General features: G+C 40.8%; 14 protein-coding genes and 1 pseudogene. 12 read left to right on the top strand and 3 right to left on the bottom strand.

Features of this window, described 5'->3' with window-relative positions; all coding sequences use genetic code 11:
* Positions 1-282: 282 nt before the first annotated feature.
* The 6 genes from RHS_RS06760 to RHS_RS06735 all read left to right on the top strand — a co-directional run bounded on the left by RHS_RS06760 (position 283) and on the right by RHS_RS06735 (position 6,997).
* The gene (locus RHS_RS06760; RefSeq protein WP_027292726.1) at positions 283-1,656 is read left to right on the top strand and encodes an ABC transporter substrate-binding protein; all 1,374 of its coding nucleotides are present in this window, start codon (positions 283-285) and stop codon (positions 1,654-1,656) included.
* A gap of 146 nt (positions 1,657-1,802) precedes the next feature.
* Positions 1,803-2,711 carry a carbohydrate ABC transporter permease gene (locus tag RHS_RS06755; protein ID WP_044289149.1) on the top strand — a complete coding sequence of 303 codons (909 nt, stop codon included), beginning with the start codon at positions 1,803-1,805 and terminating at the stop codon, positions 2,709-2,711.
* A 1-nt stretch (position 2,712) separates the two neighbouring features.
* Positions 2,713-3,558 (top strand): carbohydrate ABC transporter permease, encoded by an 846-nt coding sequence (locus tag RHS_RS06750; RefSeq protein WP_047832701.1) that lies wholly within the window; start codon positions 2,713-2,715, stop codon positions 3,556-3,558.
* Positions 3,559-3,604: 46 nt separating this feature from the next.
* Positions 3,605-5,611, top strand: a complete 2,007-nt coding sequence (locus tag RHS_RS06745; protein ID WP_044295212.1) for a TIM-barrel domain-containing protein — start codon at positions 3,605-3,607, stop codon at positions 5,609-5,611.
* A gap of 94 nt (positions 5,612-5,705) precedes the next feature.
* A complete protein-coding gene (locus RHS_RS06740) occupies positions 5,706-6,551 on the top strand; it encodes a nitroreductase family protein (RefSeq protein ID WP_242881430.1) in 846 nt (281 codons plus the stop codon).
* A gap of 230 nt (positions 6,552-6,781) precedes the next feature.
* Positions 6,782-6,997 (top strand): hypothetical protein, encoded by a 216-nt coding sequence (locus tag RHS_RS06735; RefSeq protein WP_047832772.1) that lies wholly within the window; start codon positions 6,782-6,784, stop codon positions 6,995-6,997.
* Between the two features lie 360 nt (positions 6,998-7,357).
* On the opposite strand, the gene RHS_RS06725 is transcribed toward RHS_RS06735, so the two are convergent.
* Complete coding sequence (locus RHS_RS06725; RefSeq protein WP_047832700.1) at positions 7,358-7,984, bottom strand: Crp/Fnr family transcriptional regulator; 627 nt, start codon at positions 7,982-7,984, stop codon at positions 7,358-7,360.
* Between the two features lie 179 nt (positions 7,985-8,163).
* Between RHS_RS06725 and RHS_RS06720 the strand changes: the two genes are divergently transcribed.
* From RHS_RS06720 to RHS_RS30395, 6 genes and pseudogenes are all read left to right on the top strand, one after another.
* Positions 8,164-8,910: a Nif3-like dinuclear metal center hexameric protein gene (locus tag RHS_RS06720; RefSeq protein WP_047832699.1), complete on the top strand. Its 747-nt coding sequence runs from the start codon at positions 8,164-8,166 to the stop codon at positions 8,908-8,910.
* 318 nt (positions 8,911-9,228) lie between these two features.
* Positions 9,229-11,187: a hypothetical protein gene (locus RHS_RS30405; RefSeq protein ID WP_070041024.1), complete on the top strand. Its 1,959-nt coding sequence runs from the start codon at positions 9,229-9,231 to the stop codon at positions 11,185-11,187.
* Between the two features lie 13 nt (positions 11,188-11,200).
* Positions 11,201-12,169, top strand: coding sequence for a glycosyltransferase family 2 protein (locus tag RHS_RS06710; RefSeq protein WP_044295208.1), 969 nt, complete (start codon positions 11,201-11,203; stop codon positions 12,167-12,169).
* Positions 12,170-12,303: 134 nt separating this feature from the next.
* Positions 12,304-13,092: a nucleotidyltransferase domain-containing protein gene (locus RHS_RS06705; RefSeq protein ID WP_044295206.1), complete on the top strand. Its 789-nt coding sequence runs from the start codon at positions 12,304-12,306 to the stop codon at positions 13,090-13,092.
* A gap of 258 nt (positions 13,093-13,350) precedes the next feature.
* A pseudogene (locus tag RHS_RS30400) lies at positions 13,351-13,479 on the top strand (DUF6783 domain-containing protein); the annotation flags it as partial.
* 13 nt (positions 13,480-13,492) lie between these two features.
* Complete coding sequence (locus tag RHS_RS30395) at positions 13,493-19,582, top strand: family 78 glycoside hydrolase catalytic domain (protein ID WP_395021591.1); 6,090 nt, start codon at positions 13,493-13,495, stop codon at positions 19,580-19,582.
* A gap of 97 nt (positions 19,583-19,679) precedes the next feature.
* On the opposite strand, the gene RHS_RS06695 is transcribed toward RHS_RS30395, so the two are convergent.
* On the bottom strand, positions 19,680-21,098 hold the full coding sequence (locus tag RHS_RS06695; protein ID WP_047832698.1) for an MATE family efflux transporter: 1,419 nt from the start codon (positions 21,096-21,098) through the stop codon (positions 19,680-19,682).
* A 10-nt stretch (positions 21,099-21,108) separates the two neighbouring features.
* Positions 21,109-21,732: a sugar O-acetyltransferase gene (locus RHS_RS06690; RefSeq protein ID WP_047832697.1), complete on the bottom strand. Its 624-nt coding sequence runs from the start codon at positions 21,730-21,732 to the stop codon at positions 21,109-21,111.
* Positions 21,733-21,781 lie beyond the last annotated feature (49 nt).

Below are 21,781 nucleotides of genomic sequence, written 5' to 3'. Positions count from 1 at the left end.
GTTGTCCATCAAGTCTAGCACAACTAAAACTTGAAAAACAGTCTTGTTGTTGCTGATTATGTATGATACAATAAAGGCAAGAGAAAAGGTGATTGGTGCTTATGCGCAATTGCCTTTTTTTCTATACTAAATTTCCCTCAAATCTTCTTATTTATACGTCATCCACAAAGTTTAGGATATGACTGTTATTTATAATCATTTACACTTTTCTTATAATATTGGAATTTTAATTTTCCTCAGGGTTTCTTATAATAGAGTTATAAAAAGCAGGAGGTAGGATAAATGAAAAAGAGATTAGCAATTATACTGGCAATGGCATTAGGAGCAACGACACTTTTTGGCTGCAGCGCTGCATCAGATTCCGGTGGAACCACAGAAACCGGGACGAAAACAGACGAAGCGGCGGAAACAGATGCAGGAACAAAATCTGATGCAGGTACAGAAGCCGTAAGCGAAGCAGGTTCAAATGAGGAAAACACATCTGCATCGACCCAGGGAGAGAGTACGGCAGCAGCAGAGGGCAGAGAAGAGGTGGTACTCTGGCATTACATAACGGAACTGGAAAAAGAAGCTCTGGAGAATACCATAAGTGAGTACAATGAGTCCCAGAATAAAGTCTATGTAAAAGCGGAATATGTACCCAGGGAAGAGCTTTTAAAACAGTATACCATCGGGGCTGTATCCGGTGAACTTCCGGATATCGGAATCATTGACTGTACCGACCATTCCTCTTTCGCATCCATGGGAATTTTTGCAGACCTGACAGAAAAGTTCCAATCATGGGAAGAAAACCAGTTTCTGGAGGGACCTATGGATTCCTGTACATATCAGGATAAAATATATGGGATTCCGTTTAACAGCAACTGTCTCGCGCTGTATTACGATAAAGACGAGCTGGCTGAGGCTAATATAGAAGTTCCTACAACATGGGATGAATTGGAGAAAGCAGCGGAGGCGCTCACAAAGGATGGCCGTTATGGACTGGCGATGAGTGCCATTAAAACGGAAGAAGCAACATTCCAGTTTATTCCGTTCCTCTTATCGGCTGGTGGGGATCCGGAACATTTAAATACACCGGAAGCGCAAAGCGCATTGGAATTTATTGCCGGCCTCATAGACAAAGGATATATGAGCAAAGAGATAATTAACTGGGGGCAGACGGATATAGAAAAACAGTTTGCAGCAGGACAGGCATCCATGATGATTAACGGACCCTGGTCCAATAACCTGATTGAAAATGATGCACCTGACAAAAACTGGGGTGTAGCGATGATACCAAAAGATAATGAATTCGCATCTGTTTTGGGCGGAGAGAATCTGGCTGTTTCCAAAGATGCCAATATTGATGCCTGCTGGGACTTTATAACATGGTTTGAAAGTAAAGACGTATCCAAAAAACTGTGTGGTGAAATCAAAAAATTCTCTCCTAGGTCCGATGTTTCCGGAGAAGAGACTTTCCCGGATGACGAGGTTATGGCAGTGTTCGGGGAACAGCTGAAAGTGGCAAAGGCAAGAGGACCACATCCAAAATGGACAGAGCTTTCCACCGCGATTCAGTTAGGAATCCAACAGGCTCTTACCGGAGAAAAATCAGTGCCGGATGCACTGGAAGAAGCTCAGAAAACAGTAGATGAAATTAATGCTACGATTAAATAACTGTTGTTTTAAATGAAAATACAGGAGTCCTGCCGCCAGGGAAGACGGTGGCAGGACTTTTTATGTCAAAATTGCAGGATTTATTAATGAAACAGAAAGTGGACAGATGAAATTCATTAGCAGAAAGGATTTTTATGGGTGGTTGTATGAAAAAAAGAAAGGTTACAGGAGAATACAGAAGGGATATGATGATGGGATATTCTTTTATCCTTCCGGCAGTTGTCTTTATGCTGGCTTTAATCGGTTATCCGATTATCTACAACATCATAATCAGTTTTCAGGATGCCACTGCTTTGACCATTTCCCAGAATAACAAAGCATTTGCAGGTTTAAAAAATTACCGGGAAATTTTCGGGGATCAATTATTTTGGACTTCCTTAAAAAATACATTTGTATATACAGGAGGATGTCTGGTTTTTCAGTTTGTAATCGGTTTTGCACTTGCTCTGTTTTTTTCGAAAAAATTTACCTTTTCCCGGTATACCAGGGGTCTGATCGTGATCAGCTGGATGCTGCCGGTTACGGTCACGGCACTTACTTTTAAGTTTATGTTTGCAGAAGGAAACGGCATTGTCAATGAGATTCTGCTCAGCCTGCATTTTATTAAGGAGCCAATCGGATGGCTGATTGAGCGGAAAACAGCCATGCTGGGAGTTATCATTGCCAATTCCTGGGTAGGAATACCATTTAATATGCTTCTTCTTTCTAATGGTCTTGGGAATATTTCTGAAGATGTATATGAGAGTGCCGGCATTGACGGGGCAAATAAAATTCAACGTTTTTTTCACATTACGCTTCCTTTGTTAAAGCCTACTATTTTGTCTGTTTTGATTCTGGGATTTGTGCTTACTTTTAAAGTATTTGATTTGATATATGTAATGACATCCGGCGGGCCGGTGGATGCAACAGAAGTGCTATCCACTTATTCCTATCAATTGTCCTTTAAGAATTTCAATTTTGGAAATGGTTCAGCGGCGGCTAATGTACTGTTCCTATGTCTGTTCATAGTAGGCCTGATTTATCTAAAATTTATTTCGGATGACGAGGTGATGTAATATGAAAAAAATACATTTAAATGAAAAACAAAGAAACCGGATTAATAATGGACTGGCAGTTCTTGTAGTGATTATATTTTTATTTCCGATCTACTGGGTCGTTGTCAGCTCCTTAAAAATGGATCAGGAGATTTTCAAAAAGCCGCCTACACTGATTCCCCATCTGCCTACGTTATCGGCATATATCCAGCAGTTTACCGGTGCAAACTCGGTATTCAGACCTTTTCTGAATTCCGTTATTGTGGCAGTGGGTTCTATGCTGATATGCCTGACTCTCTCCGTACCGGCGGCATATGGACTGGCAAGATATAAGGTGAAAGGGTCCAAGTTTTTTATGCTGGTATTTCTGGTAACCCAGATGCTTCCGGCTTCCTTAGTGTTGACACCCTTGTATCTCATTTATTCCAGACTGGGACTTTTAAATAATTATCTGGCACCGATTTTATCTACGGCCACTGTCTCGGTACCTTTTGTAATTCTAATGCTGCGGCCCATATTTTTGAATTGCCCCATAGAATTAGAAGAAGCAGCCAGAATTGACGGATGCAACCGGTTCAGTGCATTTATCAGAATTATTATTCCCATATCCAAGCCCGGAATTGTGACTGCTTTTTCTTTTGGATTTATTATGGCTTGGAATGACCTTGCATATTCTATGACCTTTAATACAAAAGAGGCGATGCGGCCTATGACAGCGGGAATATATCAGTTTCTGACGCTGTACGGAACCAGGTGGAACATGATTATGGCTTATGGGGTTTTATTAATTCTGCCTATTGTAATTTTATTTATGTCTTTGCAGAAACATATAGTCAGTGGACTGGTAAGCGGAGCGGTTAAGGGATAAATAATGAAAAAAACAGCGTACAAAATAATAAACAGGAGGAATGACTATGTCGGTATTTCAATTAGATGGAAATCGTTTGGTGTTCCATTATGATTCGGAAAAATTATGGGTAGAGCCCTGGGGAGAAAACAGTTTAAGGATCAGAGCAACAAAACAGGCAGATATGCCCGGGGAGGACTGGGCGCTTCAGAAAGTAGAAGAGAAGTCCTGCTTCAGAGTAATGATTGAAGATGACCAGGCATCTGTTTCAAACGGAAAAATAAAGGCAGTTATTTCCAAGTATGGGAAAATGATCTTTTACAACCAGAAAGGAGAGATTTTATTAGAGGAATATCTGAGGAACCGCCTGGACGTTTTTGCAGACTATTGCAGTGCCCTGGAGGTTGAGGCTAGAGAATTTTGTCCGATACCCGGTGGTGATTATCATTTGACTATGAGATTTGTATCTGATCCTGATGAAAAAATTTATGGAATGGGGCAGTACCAGCAGCCGTATTTAAATTTAAAGGGTACGGACTTGGAATTGGCGCAGAGAAATTCACAGGCAAGTGTGCCTTTTGCATTATCTTCTCTGGGGTATGGATTTCTCTGGAACAATCCGGCGGTGGGAAGGGTTGTCTTTGGAAAGAATATTACCAGTTGGGAGGCAGTTTCAACAAAGGTACTGGACTATTGGATTACAGCAGGTGATACGCCGGCTGAAATAGAAGAAGCCTATGCCTCCGTTACCGGAACGGTTCCAATGATGCCGGAGTTTGCCATGGGATTCTGGCAGTGCAAACTCAGATATCAGACTCAGGAAGAACTGCTTGAGACAGCCAGGGAATATAAGAAAAGAGGACTGCCCATTTCGGTAATTGTAATTGACTATTTTCACTGGCCTTTGCAGGGAGAATGGAAATTTGATCCGAAATATTGGCCTGACCCGGATGGAATGATAGCAGAACTAAAAGAAATGGGTATAGAATTGATGGTGTCTGTCTGGCCCACGGTTGATTATCGTAGCGAAAATTTCCTGGAGATGAAGGAAAAGGGCTATTTAATCAGAACAGACAGAGGATTTCGTATGGTCATGGATTTTCATGGTAATACCATTCATTTTGACGCTACCAACCCGGATGCAAGAAATTATATCTGGAATAAGGCGAAGAAAAATTATTATGATAAAGGTGTAAAAGTATTCTGGCTGGATGAAGCCGAGCCGGAGTATTCTGTATATGATTTTGACAATTACAGGTACCATCTGGGACCCAATGTACAGATTGGAAATATTTATCCTGCAATGTACGCAAAAGCTTTTTATGATGGAATGAAAGCGGAGGGACAGGAGAATGTTATAAATCTTCTGCGCTGTGCATGGGCAGGGTCACAAAAATACGGTGCACTTGTCTGGTCCGGCGATATCCATTCCAGCTTTTCCAGCCTTCGTAATCAGCTGGCAGCCGGGTTAAATATGGGATTGGCGGGAATTCCCTGGTGGACTACGGACATTGGAGGATTTCATGGAGGTAATCCCGCAGACCCGGAATTTCGGGAGCTGCTGATCCGGTGGTTTGAATATGGAACCTTTTGCCCGGTAATGCGCCTTCATGGATATCGGGAACCGCTTAAAGCGCCTATGGGATCAGAAGGCGGTGCCGCCTGCGTATCGGGTGCGGATAATGAAGTGTGGTCATTTGGCGAAGAAGCATACGAAATCTGCCGGAAATATTTAGCACTTCGGGAACAAATGAAGCCATACATCACCAGAATGATGAAAAAGGCACATGAAAAAGGAACGCCGCCTATGCGTCCATTATTTTATGATTTCCCGGAAGACGGGCTTTGCTGGGAAATAGAAAATGAGTACCTGTTTGGAGATGAGCTTTTAATTGCTCCGGTTTTATATGAAAAACAGAGACAGCGGGAAGTCTACCTTCCAAAAGGAACAAAATGGACGGACATTCGGACGAAAGAGAAATATGAAGGCGGGCAGACGATCCTGGCAGAAGCACCGTTAGATGCGTTGCCGGTATATTGCAGGGCTGGGAAGGCTTGTAGATCAGAAGCATGAACTTCCTGTATCTTTATACTGTTTTCTTCCAGATTTTAATGTTATACTTAGGAGGTGAATTACTAGAAATTGAGAGCATTTATCTTTGAATCCGGTGTTGGCAGTTTCCAATCCGGATTATGAAGAACAAGCTCAGTCAGGAGGAATTATGGTAGTATTTGATAAAGAATTATGTACAGGATGTGGGGCATGTATAAAGGACTGCCCGGGTAAGGCAATCAAATTGGCAGAGGATAAGGCGCAATCCTGCCGCCCATGCATACAATGCGGACATTGTGTGGCTATCTGCCCTGTGAATGCTGTAAGTATTCCGGAATATGAGATGGATGAGGTTGAGGAATATGTGGAGGCAGATTTTAAGGTCTGTCCTGATCACTATCTTCATGCATTGAAATTTCGAAGGAGTATCCGCGATTTTAAGGAGCAGAAAATAGAAAGAGATAAACTGGACCGTATATTAGATGCAGGACGATATACCGCTACTGCTAAGAATATGCAGGCGTGTACTTTCGTGCTGGTGCAGGAGCAGATGGAAGAATTCAGGGAATTGCTTTGGAATGAAATACCGGGAGTTTTGGAAATCTTAAAGGAATCAGCGCCGGATTATGAAAGAGCATTTCGAAGTTTTTATAAAAAATGGCAGCGAAATCCAAAGGATGATACATTTTTATTCAATGCACCGGCATTTCTGGTGATTGCTTCCCAAAATCCTCTGGATGGAGGACTGGCAGCGGCAAATATTGAGAACATGGCTGTGGCAGAAGGAGCCGGAGCATTGTACAGCGGATATATGATGCGGGTTCTGGGAACGAGTCCGGCATTGCAGGAATGGCTGGGCATTGGAGAAAAAAAGGTGTCTTGCTGCATGCTGTTGGGATATCCAAACGTAAAATACAGAAGAACTGCCCCAAGGCGAAAAGCAGACGTTATCTGGCGGTAACGTTCTTAAGTCTTTGCATTTACAAAATATTACCTGATTAATTTTGCCTGAGATACAAAAACTAGAGTATGTTTAAAATTTGATTTCTGACAGCTGTGCGTCACACAATGTGGGATTTTGTTATGAAAATGCCAGGTGCAGCGGGCTACGCTGACTATTTTTGGGACAAATTTCACGCGAAGGGGCGTACAGATGGAGGGAATGAATTTCAAACAAGAGGAGGTATGATCATGGCAAAAGCAGGTATGAGAAGGCCAAGTCCTTATGACCCTAAAAATCACGGAACAGAGAATCATGAACGGATGCATCATCCTAAGAATGAACAGGCAAAGGTTCCTGAGATTCAGGGTGCTGCGAAAAGCGGAAATGCTAAGGCTGGTCCTGTCAATGCTTCAAACTGGGCAAGAGACGATTACAAAGCGGGAAATAAGAGCGAGAGAGATTAAGAGAAAGATTTTGAAAAAGCGGGGAAAGAGTTTCCTCGCTTTCTCAATTTTCCAACAATTTTTGAGTTATTTCTTATGGGTTTCCTATCTTTCCCAGATTCAGGGTGTCGCCAGAAATGTTGTAAAATAGGCAATGGAAAGTATTATCATGGCAACGACAGATAAAATGCCGTTATAAAGGATATATGTTTTTGAAGGCTCGGTACTTTTACCGAAAGCCCGCCAAAATTTGAAATACCATAAAACTCTGGGATTAAAGATATTCAAAACCAATAATAAGATTGAAATGATATATGTAATCACAATAAAACCTCCCTGGGCAGATTTTTGCTGCCCCGCTATGTGTTATGTGCATTGATTTTAAATATGGGGAAGAAAGTTCAAGACAGCTTCCTTATTTAATATGTGTATTTTTTTGTTTTCATAACAGAACAATTCTTCTTTTATACATTGTGCGATCGCACGGTTTATACTTCTGATGGGAGCATTCGCTTCTAATGAAATCTGTTTCTTTGTAAGCAAATGCAGACGATTCTGTTCATAATGTACAGCAATACATCTTAAAACCCGTTCACGCACATTCATTAATGATAATTCTTCAATTAACAGACTGTTTCCTACAAGCTTTTCTGCAATTATGGAAATTAATGCCGATACTGCGTCAAAATCATTCTGCAGCCATTCTATAAAATCTTTTTTATGAAGTACGTCAACCGTGCAGGAAGTATTTGCTGTAATACTTACCGGCTTCAATTCATCATAGAAAGGTTCAATTTCTCCAAATATACTGTTGGATTTGTATACATATACGGTAGTCATTGTACCTTCCGCATTTTGAATAAATGCTTCGGCTTCCCCCTTGAGTAAGAAAAACACAAAGGAATTATCATGACCGGCAAGCAGGATTGGGCTTCCGGCAGAATAATGTTTTCTCACTAATTTTTCCTTTATCCCCGGAGGCATATATAAAAGTAAATCTTTGCTCATATAAAAATCTCCTTAAGTGGGTCAACTGACCTTATCATTAATCATACTTTGGGGTTATTCTATTGTCAAGCTTTAAAGCTGTGAGATTATTATCTAATACACAATTAGATACACTCTGTATATGTAAAGCCATGTGGTGAAAAGTGAGAGATATTAAATAAACAGAAAAGGAGATATGAATGAAATACTGTATATTAAAATCTAAATTAATAGGTCTGTTTGATTCGGATAAACTGGCTGCTAAACCGGAAGAGTGGGGGATTTATAATGAAATGGAGCTGGATGTGCGCCGTATCGGATATGCCACGAATCTGACGCCGGAAATTATTCTTCGAGCAAAAAAGATGGAGGTCAATTTCATGCTGACACATCATGATTCCTGGGAATTCGTTTTCGGAATGAAAGAAGAGTGTAATGCATTGCTGAAAGAATATCATATAATCCATGCATTTTTTCACGCACCGCTGGATGATGCGGATTTTGGAACAAGCGCCTCGCTGGCTAAGGCGCTGGGAATCAGAAATTTAAAAAAGGATTTGCCTTATGCGGAAATTTATAATGGTGGGTGTATAGGGGAACTGGATACCGGGATGCAATTTGAAGAATTTTCTGTTAAGCTGACTGGAATCTTAGAGGAACCCGTTCGGCAATATAAGAATCATAACAAAAAGATTAAAAAAATATGCGTAGCTGCAGGCGGTGGGAACCTTACAACGGAAATGAAAATTGCGGTAGAAAAAGGATGTGATACCTACGTCACCGGTGAATATGCATTGTATTCCCAGCAATATGCACGTTTTGCGGGAATGAATCTGTTTGTTGGCAGCCATACAAATACGGAGATTTCAGGAGTACATGCTATGGCGGAAAAACTGGTTTTGGGTACAGATGTGGAAGTGTACCGGATACCGGAAAGTAACGATTGAAATTATATTAAACATTGGTTTTTGCTGAGAAAGGGCCCTTCCTTTTCTTAGCTAAAACCAAACTTTATGAATTACTAATTGACGATACAAAAGAAAAATGGATTTCAATTCAGCGTCCATGTCTTTCCATATCGCCGGTTAGTATTTTTTATTTTATGGCAAAAATATAGGTTCAATCCAGGGTTTTAAACAAATTATGACAAAACTGTAAGAATGTTCTCTGATTTTGTAAGGGTGTTGAAAGATTCTTATTTTAAGATAACAGTAAGGTCTACAACGAGAAAAAGTAGACAGACAACAGAATGGAGCTGGCAATAAATGAAAATGAAATGTGAGTCAAAGAGAAAGATGATAAAGAGTGTAATCATTGGTTTATTGATTGCAGTCCTGGCAGAATGCTTTCTGGTCAATTATCGGACCTGGGAGTCTTTCACCTTTTCACCCATAGAGGGATATTCGGTTGACTATAGTGTGGAGAAGGAGACGGAAGAGCCGGGCAAAGTGCATTTTAGCAAAGAGGAGGCAGTAATTGAAATTACAGATATCAATGAAGCAGTTCACAATTTATATCTGGATTTGCAGCCGGAAAAGGAGAGTATCAGGCAATTCCAAATTCGGATTTCAGCGGCGGATGAAGGAAATGAGCTGTACTATGAACTTCCACCCTTTGTTATAAGTGTCAACAGCGCTGCTGGTAAATATGTGAAACTAAACCTGAGTGGTAAAGCAAAAAAGCTGAAAATAGAACTGGAAGATTTAAAAGGAGAAGCAGTTTGGATCAAACAGATTGGTCTGAATGTTCATAAGCCTTTAAATTTACATATTTCTAATATAGCAGGGATTTTTATATTATGGATGCTGTTATCCGGACTGTATTACATGCGGAATTTATTGAAGGCTAAATGTGATATGAGGAATAAAAAGCAATACTGCATCTGTGTGGCGGTGATTGGTATTGAGTTAGGCGTGGTATTGTCTGGCGCATTTGGGACTGCAAAATATGTGGATCCGCCATGGGTTCATCACTACCAATATGAGAAGCTGGCGCAATCATTGGCGAAAGGACATTTTTATCTGGATATTGAACCATCGAAAGAATTGTTGGCTATGGATAATCCCTATGATACAAAGCGTCGGAAAAACCTGAAAGTTCCGTCCGAATGGGATACCGCCTACTTTGAAGGAAAATATTATGTTTATTTTGGAATTGCCCCGGTACTGTTTTTTTATCTTCCATATTACTTGATTACCGGACAGGGGTTTCCGACAGTTGCGGGAACAGTCTTTTGCGAAGCACTGTTTGTTTTGGGAATTGTAATGTTGCTGTTGGAATTGGTAAAAAGATATTTTAAAAAGACTTCTTTTGGAATGCTGCTGCTTCTGGAAATATTAGTATTTTGCGGAAGCGGAAGCCTGATTGTAGCAGAATATCCCACATTTTATGCCCTCCCGATCATTATGGGAATGTGCTTTGTGGTATGGGGAATGTATTTTTTAATATCCGGATCGGGGCAGGAGAAAATCAATATAAAACGTGTCCTTACAGGATGTATCTGCCTGGCACTTACTGCAGGGTGCCGTCCACAGATGCTGGCGGCCTGTTTCCCCTGTTTTTGCCTTTTGGCTCCGCATTTAAAAAAGTCATGGAGGCTGGATAAAAGAGTCTGGGCGAAACAGGCTGGTATTTGCCTTTTACCCTTTCTTCTGATTGGAGCAGGGCTAATGTATTATAATTATGCAAGATTTGGATCCCCTTTTGATTTCGGGGCAAATTATAATCTTACAACTAATGATATGACAAACAGAGGATTTCATCTGGACCGCTTTCCTTTGGGAATCTATATGTTTTTGCTGCAGCCGGTAAACTTTCAGACACAATTTCCGTTTATGCAGAAAGTAGACGTTGCGGCTGCCTATCAGGGGATCACTATTTTCGAAGGAATGTATGGGGGGATTTTAATGCTGCATCCTTTCCTATGGCTCAACGTGTTCATTATAAAGATGAAAAAGGGACTCCGGCAAAAAGGGCTGTTTGCCTTTGCTTTGGTTTCACTGGCAGCAGCAATTGTAATTATGGGTGCAGATGTGCAGATGGCAGGTATATTAATGCGGTATATGTGTGACTTTGGAATCTTTTTATGCATACCGGCAGTGTTGGTAATAATGCAGGCGGAAACCGAGATAAGAGACAGGCAGTTTAAGGCAGCAATCCATGCAGGCACAGGCGTATTAGCAGGGATCAGTGTGTTGTTAAGCGGTTTGTATCTTTGCAATTGAAAGAGGTGAGATAATGGATGAAATAGCAGTTTTAATACCATGCTATAACGAAAGTACTACCATTGGGAAAGTGATCAGGGATTTTAAGCGTGCTTTGCCAAAAGCGGTTATCTATGTCTATGATAACAATTCCAACGACGGAACGGATGAGATAGCAAGAATGGAAGGAGCGGTTGTCCGCTATGAAAAGAAGCAGGGGAAAGGAGAAGTGATCCGGACCATGTTCCGGGAGATAGATGCACAGTGTTATCTGATGGTAGATGGGGATGACACTTATCCGGCAGAAGATGCCCGGAAAATGGCAGATCTTGTGTTAGATAAAGGAATTGATATGGTAATCGGCGACCGTCTGTCTTCTACATATTTTGAAGAAAATAAAAGACTGTTCCACAACCTTGGAAACAAAGTGGTGCGCAAGCTGATTAATCTCCTTTTTGCAAACAATATACGTGATATCCTAACGGGCTATCGGGCATTTAGTTATCGATTTGCCAAGACATTTCCAGTATTATCAAAAGGATTTGAGATTGAGACAGAGATGACGATCCATGCACTGGATAAAAATATGCACCTGGAAAATGTGATCATTTCTTATAAAGACCGCCCCCAGGGAAGTATCTCCAAACTGAATACTTTTTCTGATGGAATAAAAGTTTTAAAAATGGTGGCGAGACTATACAAACATTACCGTCCCTTTTCCTTTTATCGCATTATTGCCGTTATTTTGTTTCTTTTATCTGTTGCTTTTTTTGTACCGGTATTGGGAGAATACTTCAAAACAGGCTTGGTAGAGCGCTTTCCAACCCTGATTATCTGCGGCTTTCTTGTTGTGGCTTCTTTACAGTCATACTTCAGCGGTTTGATTTTAAATGTAATCAGCACCAATCAGAGACAGCAGTTTGAATTATCTCTGAATCAATTTGAGGGATATAAGACAATGCAGGAAAAAGGGGATCATGAAAAGGCAGAAAACCCGGTTTAAAATCTATGCCAAACCGCTTTTACTATTGCACATTTCATAGTATATTAGTATAATGTGTAGATAATTAAGAAGAAAATATAAATAAGAAAAGCGGATAAATACAGGCAGGTTTTTCAACCGGAAAGGGAGTAATTATGTATAAGCATCACCAGGTATCACTAAAAAATTTAGTGGACTATTTTAACAAAAATGAAGAAGTGATTGCAATTGTTTTTGGAGGTTCTGTAGCTAAGGGAACAGAACGCCCGGATTCGGATCTGGATGCCATGGTCATTCTTACGCCCCGGGGATATGAAGAAAAAAAGGCGGAGAACAGGCTGAGTGAGACGATTAACGGCAGATGTACTTATGAAGGCGGCTACTTTGATATCAAATATATGACCAAAGAATATCTGAAACAGGCAGCTAAAAAAGCGAATGAACCCACCAGAAATTCATTCATGTCCTCTAAAGTGGTATACAGTATAGATCCGGAAATTGAAGAAATCGTAGCAAAAATTCCTGTATTCCAGAAGCAGGAACAGGCTGAAAAGATGCAGTCTTTTTACAGCTGCCTGAAACTGAATTACGATTATTTCTGGAGCATCTGTAAGCCAGAGGGGTACATGCGTCTTAAGACAGCAGGGGATATTATATACAGCTGCTATCGAATGATCTTACAGGAAAATCAGGTGTTATTCCCGTGTAACAGACGTTTGGAGGAGACGGTGCAGGCACAGGAAAATAAGCCGGAGGGGTTTGTGGAACTTTGCAGAGAGTTTGAGTCTGACCTGTCCAGCGAAAATTGTGATAAGGTTGTAAATGCATATCTGAATTGGACTGATTATCCTCATGAAAAGGAACACAGCAAACTTCTCAGCCAGTATGTAAGTGATTTTGAGCAGTGGTGGATAGAGCCACGGCCGTTGATTTATGAGTGGTAAAATACATAGCACCTGGAAATTTAAAAGCAAAGACTAAAATACATAATTAGAATGACATTGGCAAACACGGGGTATCCTGTTGTTTGCCAATTTTTATATCCGCATCTAGAAGAGGTTTTTAGAAAAAGAAAGATTTTACCTCTAATCAAAAGATATTACTCTAGTAAAAAAGACGGGTTATTGCTATTCTAAATGAGAAAAAATTGATAATAGTGATATTTTTTTCTGCATTAAAAAAGAAAAAATTGTGAATTTTGCCCCGAAGTTAGTCAGGCAGCTCGCTGCGCCTTGTATTTTCGGAACAAATTCCTCACAATGTGTGACACACAGATGTCGGAAAGCAATGATCAAACACGCTCTGGAATGAAGCAAAAGAAGAAGGGATAGGGAAAAGATACGTATGAAATGGAGAGAAAGTATTTGTAATCGGTTTTGGAAGAAAAGAAAACAAAGTTTAGCGCTGCTGTTAGCTGTTGTAATGAGTGTTGTATCTCTCGAAGCACCTGTATTTGCAGCAGAAATCAGCATGGTGGGTGAAGAAGATACCAGCAGCTTTGCTGACGATACCCAGGATACTACGATATATGATTTAAAAACAGATGACCTGGTGAATCCGGTTGGTATTGATACAGCTAATCCGGTTTTTAGCTGGAAAATGAACTCAACTGCAATGGGACAGTGCCAGACAGCATATCAGATTATAGTGGCAAAGGATGTGGAATTTGCTGATGTATACTGGGACTCTCAAAAGATATTGAGTGACATATCAGTGGGAATCAAATATGCAGGCAATCCTTTAGAAGCATCAACAACCTACTATTGGAAGGTGGTAGTATGGGATAAAGACGGAAATGAAATACAGTCAGATGCAGCCAGCTTTGAAATGGGATTGTTGGGAAATGAAGGATGGAACCAGTCCCAGTGGATACAGGTAGGAAATTCTACGGAACCGCCAACATCCACAGCAGGAGAGACGAATTATGTTGTGGAAGCCGATATTCAGATTGTAACTACCAGCGTCAGCCTTCTGTTGGAAGCTACAGACAATAATAATTTTCTGTTATGGCAGTTTAATAATAAAAACGGGTATATGGAATTTAAACCACATTATAGGAAGGCGGGGAATTTCCATACGATTCGGCAAATGAATGTGTCACAGTATATAAACGGAAAAGATACGGATGTTCAGCACGTAAAAGTTGTTGCCACTAATGAATCCATATCCACTTATCTGAATGATCATTTAATTGAGGAGATTCCGGCATCTGACCTGGGAGGAATTGGATTAAACGGAACCATAGGGCGTTTGGGCTTCCGCTCTCATTCAATGGAAGATGAAGCAGGGTGGATGGACAATATTACACTGACTGATTATTCTGTAGATCCGGACGGAATTGTATTGAAAAAATATGATTTTGAGGATGGTTATAATCCTTTTGATGACGGTGCCGTTGAAAATGGCAGGCTGAATACAAAATATACAGGAGTAGAAACAATTGCGCTTGAGAAAACAGAGGAAGAAACAGTAGAAAAAGTGCATTATTCCGTAGAGGCGGATATTACCTGCCATACGGATGCGGTAAGTTTATTATTTAATGCGACAGATACATCTAACTTCTACATGTTTCAGTTAAATACAAAAGATCAGCCGGGAAAGGTTTTATTCAAACCCCATACATGGAAGGATGGCAGCTTTGCTACATACAGCAGTCATAATAAAGATGTCACTTCATATTTAGGTTCAGCAGAGGAATTTAAGACCAATTCCGCACATATTAAGATTGATGTAACGGAAGAAGAAATAAAAACTTACATAAATGAACAGTTAATAGATACTTTTTCTATTGGTGAACTGAGCGATCAGAACTCAATAGGAATTGCTCCTCAAATTGCACATCTGGGATTTCGTGCAGATCTTGAGGAAAACGGAACAGTAGATAATTTTAGATTAGTAGATTATACAGATAATATCAGCGGACATATTGTATATGATTATGATTTTGAAAATGAAAACCCATTTCTTACCGGTGCGGTAGAGGATGGCAGATTTGTAACAAAGGGCGTGGGTATTCTTCTGCCGCCTCAGGGGATTTCCACTTTTCGTAAGGAAGTAACACCTGGTGATAATCTGGTATCTGCGAAGCTATACACTGCCGGATTAGGTGTTTATGACGTATTCATCAATGGCGAACGTGTTGGAACCAGGCAAGATGATGGATCTGTGATTTATGACGAACTAAAACCAGGTTATAACCATCACTCCAAACGAACAATTTACCATACTTATGATGTTACACAAATGGTAAATGGAGAAGAAACCAGTGTGATATCAGCACATGTAACCTCAGGGTGGTGGTCCGGACAGGTTGCAGGTTTTTATGGCAAAGAAGAGGCATTCCGTGCTCAGCTGCTGCTGACTTATGGAGATGGTTCGACCAGAGTGATCGGAACAGACAGAAGTTGGAAGACTGCGCTTCAGGGACCTATCCTGTATGGTGATATTTATAATGGTGAAACCTATGATGCGAATGCAGACTTGTCATTCCGGCAGACCGGTTATGATGATTCAAAGTGGACATATGCGGATCTGAATAAAGAATTTAATGGTATCATCTGCCCGCAGGATGGGCCGTCTGTACGCGTTCGTAATGATCTTGAACTTACTGCACAATCTGCGGTAGTATATGATGGTGCTGTGGATGCAAATGAAAATCAGTTCGGAAGGATCAATATAACAGGAACTTATGCTCCTGTATCCGCTTTTGTTCTGAAAGCAGGAGAGACAGCAGTATTTGATATGGGACAGAATTTTGCAGGCTGGGATGAGATACAGGCTGAAGGCAGAAAGGGTACGATCCTGACCATGCGTCACAGCGAAATGCTCAATGATAATAACGGACTGAAATCCCGTGGAAATGATGGCGCACAAGGCAGCATCTATACAGCCAATCTCCGGTCGGCAAAGGCGGCGGGACGCTATATCATGAATGGTGAGGGAATTGAAAGCTATCATTCCACCTCCAGTTTTTATGGTTTCCGGTATGTGGAAGTTACAACAACGCAGGATGTGACGATTCATGGAATGAAAGGTATTGTGGTGAGTTCCGTGGCAGATGATACTGGAATGATCTCCACTTCTGATGACGATGTAAATCAGTTGATCAGCAATATTTTGTGGGGACAGTATAGCAATTATCTCTCAGTGCCTACCGACTGCCCGCAGCGTGATGAGCGGAAAGGGTGGACGGCAGATACTCAGGTATTCTCAACTGCTGCTGCATATAACGGAGATTCCAAGGGATTTCTCAGAAAATATATGGATGATATGAATGATTCCCAGGTAACTGAGGGCGAATACAATGGGGCTTATCCGGATACTGCACCTTACAACGGATATGGCGAGATCGGACAGCTTGGATGGGGAGATGCCGGTATTATCATACCCTATAACCTTTATAAAATGTACGGGGATGCCACAGTCATTGAAGAAAATTATAGTAACATGCAGGACTTCATGGATATTTTTATGGCATCCACGAATAAGATGGGCGGAGGCCATAATCACGGTGACTGGTTAGCATATGAAAGTAATGACGATGAAGTACAAAATCTGTTTGGTATCGCCTATTATGCCTGGGATGCCGCAATGATGTCAGAAATGGCTGCGGTATTGGGAAAAACAGAGGATGCAGAGCGGTATCAGGCACTTTATGAAGAAGAAAAAGCATTTTTCCAGGAAATGTTTGTACAGGAAGACGGCAGTCTGAAGCGTACAGAACAAACGGCATGTCTGATGGCATTAAAAATGGATTTACTGCCGGATGAAAATTCTAAAGCGGTAGTAAAACAGGCGCTATTAGATAATATCAAACGCAATGGCAATAAACTGCAGACTGGATTTTTAGGGACCGCAATTATCATGCAGACATTATCAGATATCGGAGCAACCGATGTGGCTTATCAGCTGCTGCTTCAGCATGGTAATCCATCCTGGCTGTATTCAGTTGATCAGGGAGCTACTACTGTATGGGAACGATGGAATTCTTATACAATTGAAGATGGATTCGGTCCGGTCAGCATGAACTCATTTAACCACTATGCTTATGGGGCAGTTGCAGAATGGATGTATGGCTACATGGCAGGAATTATGTATGACACCCAGAATCCGGGATTCAAGCATATTATTCTTCAGCCATCACCGGATCAGTCTATTCAGAAAGTGGATTGCACATATGATTCGGCATACGGCAGCATTGTCAGCAACTGGAGCTATCAGGATGCCAAATTTAATTATGATGCGGTAGTACCTGCAAATACAACTGCAACCATTTCTATTCCGGTAGAGGATGGTGAAACAGTTACGGTAAATGGAAAATCATATACAGAAGTGACGGCAGAAAAAGATGGCTTATCCTACATAGAAACAAAAGATAATAAAGCTGTGTTTGAAGCAGTTTCCGGCTCGTACCACTTTAGTACAGGTGTGGCTGAATACTGTAATATCACACTGAAAAATGCAGATACAACAATTCCTTGTCTCATAAGTGTGGATGGCAGTGAGATGCAGGTAATGCCTTCCGGAATTAAAGTGGAAAAGGGAAAAGCTGTTACAATCAAAGCGGTACCGGTTAATGATGTAGATTACGCCTGTGTGGGTTGGAGTGGAGATGCATCTGCTAAGAGCTCACAGATTACAGTTACACCTCAGGGCAATATGACATTAACAGCAGAATTTGCATGGATTGGCAGTGAAAACCTGGCGGAACAGCAGCCGGTCACCAGTAATGAAACAGGTTGGGATATCGATGCATGGTCACATGCAAATCTCGTAGATGGTATTTTAACCAGTGAATCCCAAAGCTTGGGCTATACTACGATGCAAGGTCAGTCACCGGACGTGGATTATTGGGTAGAAATTGATTTAGGGGAAGATACGGACTTCAATCGTATCCAGCTCTATCCAAGGTCAGATACCCTCAGTATCAACGGAGGGGCACCGAATTTCCCGAAAGATTTTTCATTTGAAGTACGCAAAGAAAATGAAACGCAATACGATACAATTGTAACCAATACGGATTATGAAGCGGCAGTTGGTAAGCCTTCCGTATTCACTTTTGAATCCGTAAATGCAAGGTATGTCAGACTGCATGTAACAAAATTAGGCGATCCGGCAGCGGCGGACAGAGATTATTATTTCCTGCAGCTGGCTGAAATGGGGATCTATAACCGGGATAACAAACCGGTAATTGATAGAGCTGCTCTGGAAAAAGCAATCGAAGATGCTAAAACTTATGAGGGTAAGCAGGCTGATTATACGGAATCAAGCTGGAAAAATTTCCAGGATGCATTAGAAGAAGCACAAAGGATACTTAGTGATGAAACTGCAGATCAGGAAACCGTGGACACTGTTGCCCAGGCTCTGAATCAGGCAATGAAAGACCTGATAGCAGCAGACAGAGAACCGGTTGTAGAAAGTGTAAAAGTATCTCCGGGGTCAACAGTACTGGAAAGAGGAAGCGCACAGAAATTTACGGCATCTGTAATTGGTAAAAATGAACCTCAGCAGACAGTAACATGGTCCGTTACCGGAAATTACAGTGCGGCTACCACAATTTCCAAGGATGGTGTACTGACAGTAGGAATAGATGAAACAGCAGCACTGTTAACGGTTCGGGCTGCATCAGCGGTAGATCCTGATAAATTTGGGACAGCCACTGTAACATTAAAAGCAGTGCCGCCGTCCGATGTAAAGGTTAGTCGCATTTCCGTTACTGCATCAGCTAACCGGATCTTTATTAAAGAGAAAACTACGGTAAGAGCGGTGTTACTTCCGGAAAATGCCACGAATAAGAACCTTAATTGGACTTCATCGGATACAAAAGTCGCAACTGTTGATAACCAGGGAAAAGTCACAGCTAAAAAAGATGGAACGGTAAGGATCATCGCCACAGCGGCAGATGGAAGTAACGTATCCGGTTCCTGTTCTATAAAAGTAGTAAAACCAAGAGTTAAATTAAACGCATCTTCTATAAAACTGCAATTAAAGAAGAGCACAAAAGCGTTGAAAGCATCGGGACTCCTGTCAGGAGATAAAATCAAAAGCTGGACAAGTAAAAATAAAAAAATTGCGACGGTAACGAAATCAGGCAAAATTACTGCAAAAAAAGCTGGAAATACCAGTATTATAGTTACAACCGTAAAAGGTGCAAAAGCGGTCTGCAGAATAAAAGTTGTAAAAAGCGCTGTAAAAACGAATAAGATTACTGCAGATAAGAAGAAAGTTACATTGAAAAAAGGGAAGAGTTACCAATTGAAGATCTCCAGGTCACCAATTACGGCAACGGATAAAATTACCTATACAACTTCTGCCAGTAGATTTGTTTCAGTAAATAAGAAAGGAAAAATAGTGGCTAAGAAAAAAGGAAAAGCCGTAATCACAATTAAAACCAGCAATGGAAAGAGCACAAAAGTAAAAGTAGAAGTAGTTTAAAAGTAGTTCAAAAATAGTTCAAAAATAGTTCAAAAGTAGTTCAAATACAGAAGATATATAACAGAAGATAAAAAAACAGACGGTATAGCATGATGCGCTATACCGCCTTTTTTTTAATTGCTACTAAGTCTCCATCAGGATTAATGTTGTCAAACTCCCGTGTAATATTCTTAAGCCAGAGGTATTTCTTATAATGCCGGTATACGAATGGAAGCTTTACAAGTTCATCCATACTGATGATAAAGTATACCCAGCCAACCGGCAGGTTGAAAATGAATGCACATAAAAGTCCCAAAGGGACCGCAAACAGCCACATATCAATGGTATCGCAGATAAAGCCAAATTTAGTATCCCCTCCGGCACAGAAGATCCCCGCGATAATAGTAGAATTGATTGACTTCCCAATAACGTAATAGGAACAGATATACAGCATCGTACTTAAGTATCCTCTTGCCAGATCAGATAAAGATGCAAAATCCAGGATAAAGGGTCTGGCGGCAAGTATAATGCCTCCGCCGATCACACCGGTAATCAGGGAAAGTTTACAAAGCCTGGCAGCATATAGTTTAGCCAGTTTTAAATCTCTTTTTCCTAACTCGATTCCAAGTAGAATTGCACCTCCGCTGCTGACACCGATGCAAAGAGAGATTGCTAGGTTTTTAACGATATTGGCAATGGAATTTGCCGCTACAGCATCACTTCCAAGATGGCCCATAATAACGGAATACATGGTGAACCCACAACCCCATACCAGCTCATTTCCTAATACAGGTGTAGAATAGTGCATAAAATCTTTAAACAGTTCCCAATTATTTTTTATAATATATTTGATTCGAATGTGAATATTATTTTCTTTGAGGGATTCTGCGATACACCAGATTAGTTCCACTGCCCGGGAAATAGTTGTTGCAATAGCCACGCCCGCTACACCTAATTTAGGAGCGCCGAAAAGGCCAAATACAAATACTGCATTTAATAAAATATTTAAAATCATAGCAGTGGAACTGATAATAGTACTTAACAATGCCTTGCCGGTATTTTTCATAATGCAGAGATATATCTGGGAAACACTGGTAAACAGATAAGAAATTCCCACGATTCTTAAGTAAGGAATCCCCGTAGCTATCAGTTCGGGATCAGATGTAAAAATCATCATCAGCTGTCCGGTGAAAAAAATCGCTCCAACGGCAAACAGGACTGAGATGACAAGTGATAATTTAATAGAAATCCCAAGAACTTGTTCCACCACGGACTTATCACCTTTACCCCAATACTGGGCGGCAAGAATTGTTGTCCCTATGGTAAGACCTGCATAAAACAGGCTGAGGACAAATTGAACCTGGCTCGCCAGGGAGACTGCTGACAGCGCAGTCTGGCTTACAACCCCTACCATAACAACGTCCGCCGCACTCACGGCAGCGGTCATTAGATTCTGGAATGCAATCGGAAACACAAGGGCTAAGAGATTACCATAAAATCCCCCTTTTGCAGGGATCATACTTTTTAAATTTTTCATCTTACCTTAATCACTTTCCGGAGATATTTGCCCATGCTTCCTCATCGAATTCTCTATCTTTATAATAATATTTGCGGTCATTTTCCGTAATCTGTTTCATTACTCTGCAGGGATTTCCAACAGCTACTACATTAGCGGGAATATCTCTGGTAACTACACTTCCTGCTCCGATTACTACATTATCCCCAATGGTCACTCCGGGATTGATTACAACATTTCCGCCAATCCAGACATTACTGCCAATGGTTACCTTTATTCCGTATTCATACGCGGAATTTCTGGAATCAGGGTGAATCGGATGTCCAGCTGTGTAAATTGCAACATTTGGCGCTAACATTACATTATTACCTATCGTCACTTTAGCCACATCGATAATGCTGCAATTATAATTAGCAAAAAAATTGTCACCTACTTCAATATGGCTTCCGTAATCACAATAAAAAGGTGGATTAATAAAAGTGCCCTCTCCGGATTTTCCAAGTATCTGTTTTACTAATTTACCAAGACCGTCAAAATCTGACCGATCCATAAAATTAAATTCCTGTAAAAGTTTTCTGGCTATTTTTTGTTCCTCAAATACCGCATCATCTGAAATATACGGCATTTCCCGATCTCTTCTTTCAATATTATCCATTCGTATATCCTCCTTACACTGTTTTGTATTATTTTTTCATATTATTTTA

Source organism: Robinsoniella sp. RHS, assembly GCF_001029355.1.
GTDB classification, from domain to species: domain Bacteria; phylum Bacillota; class Clostridia; order Lachnospirales; family Lachnospiraceae; genus Robinsoniella; species Robinsoniella peoriensis.
Note: the sequence above shows the minus strand (reverse complement) of the source record. Positions and strands in the feature narration are given on the sequence as shown.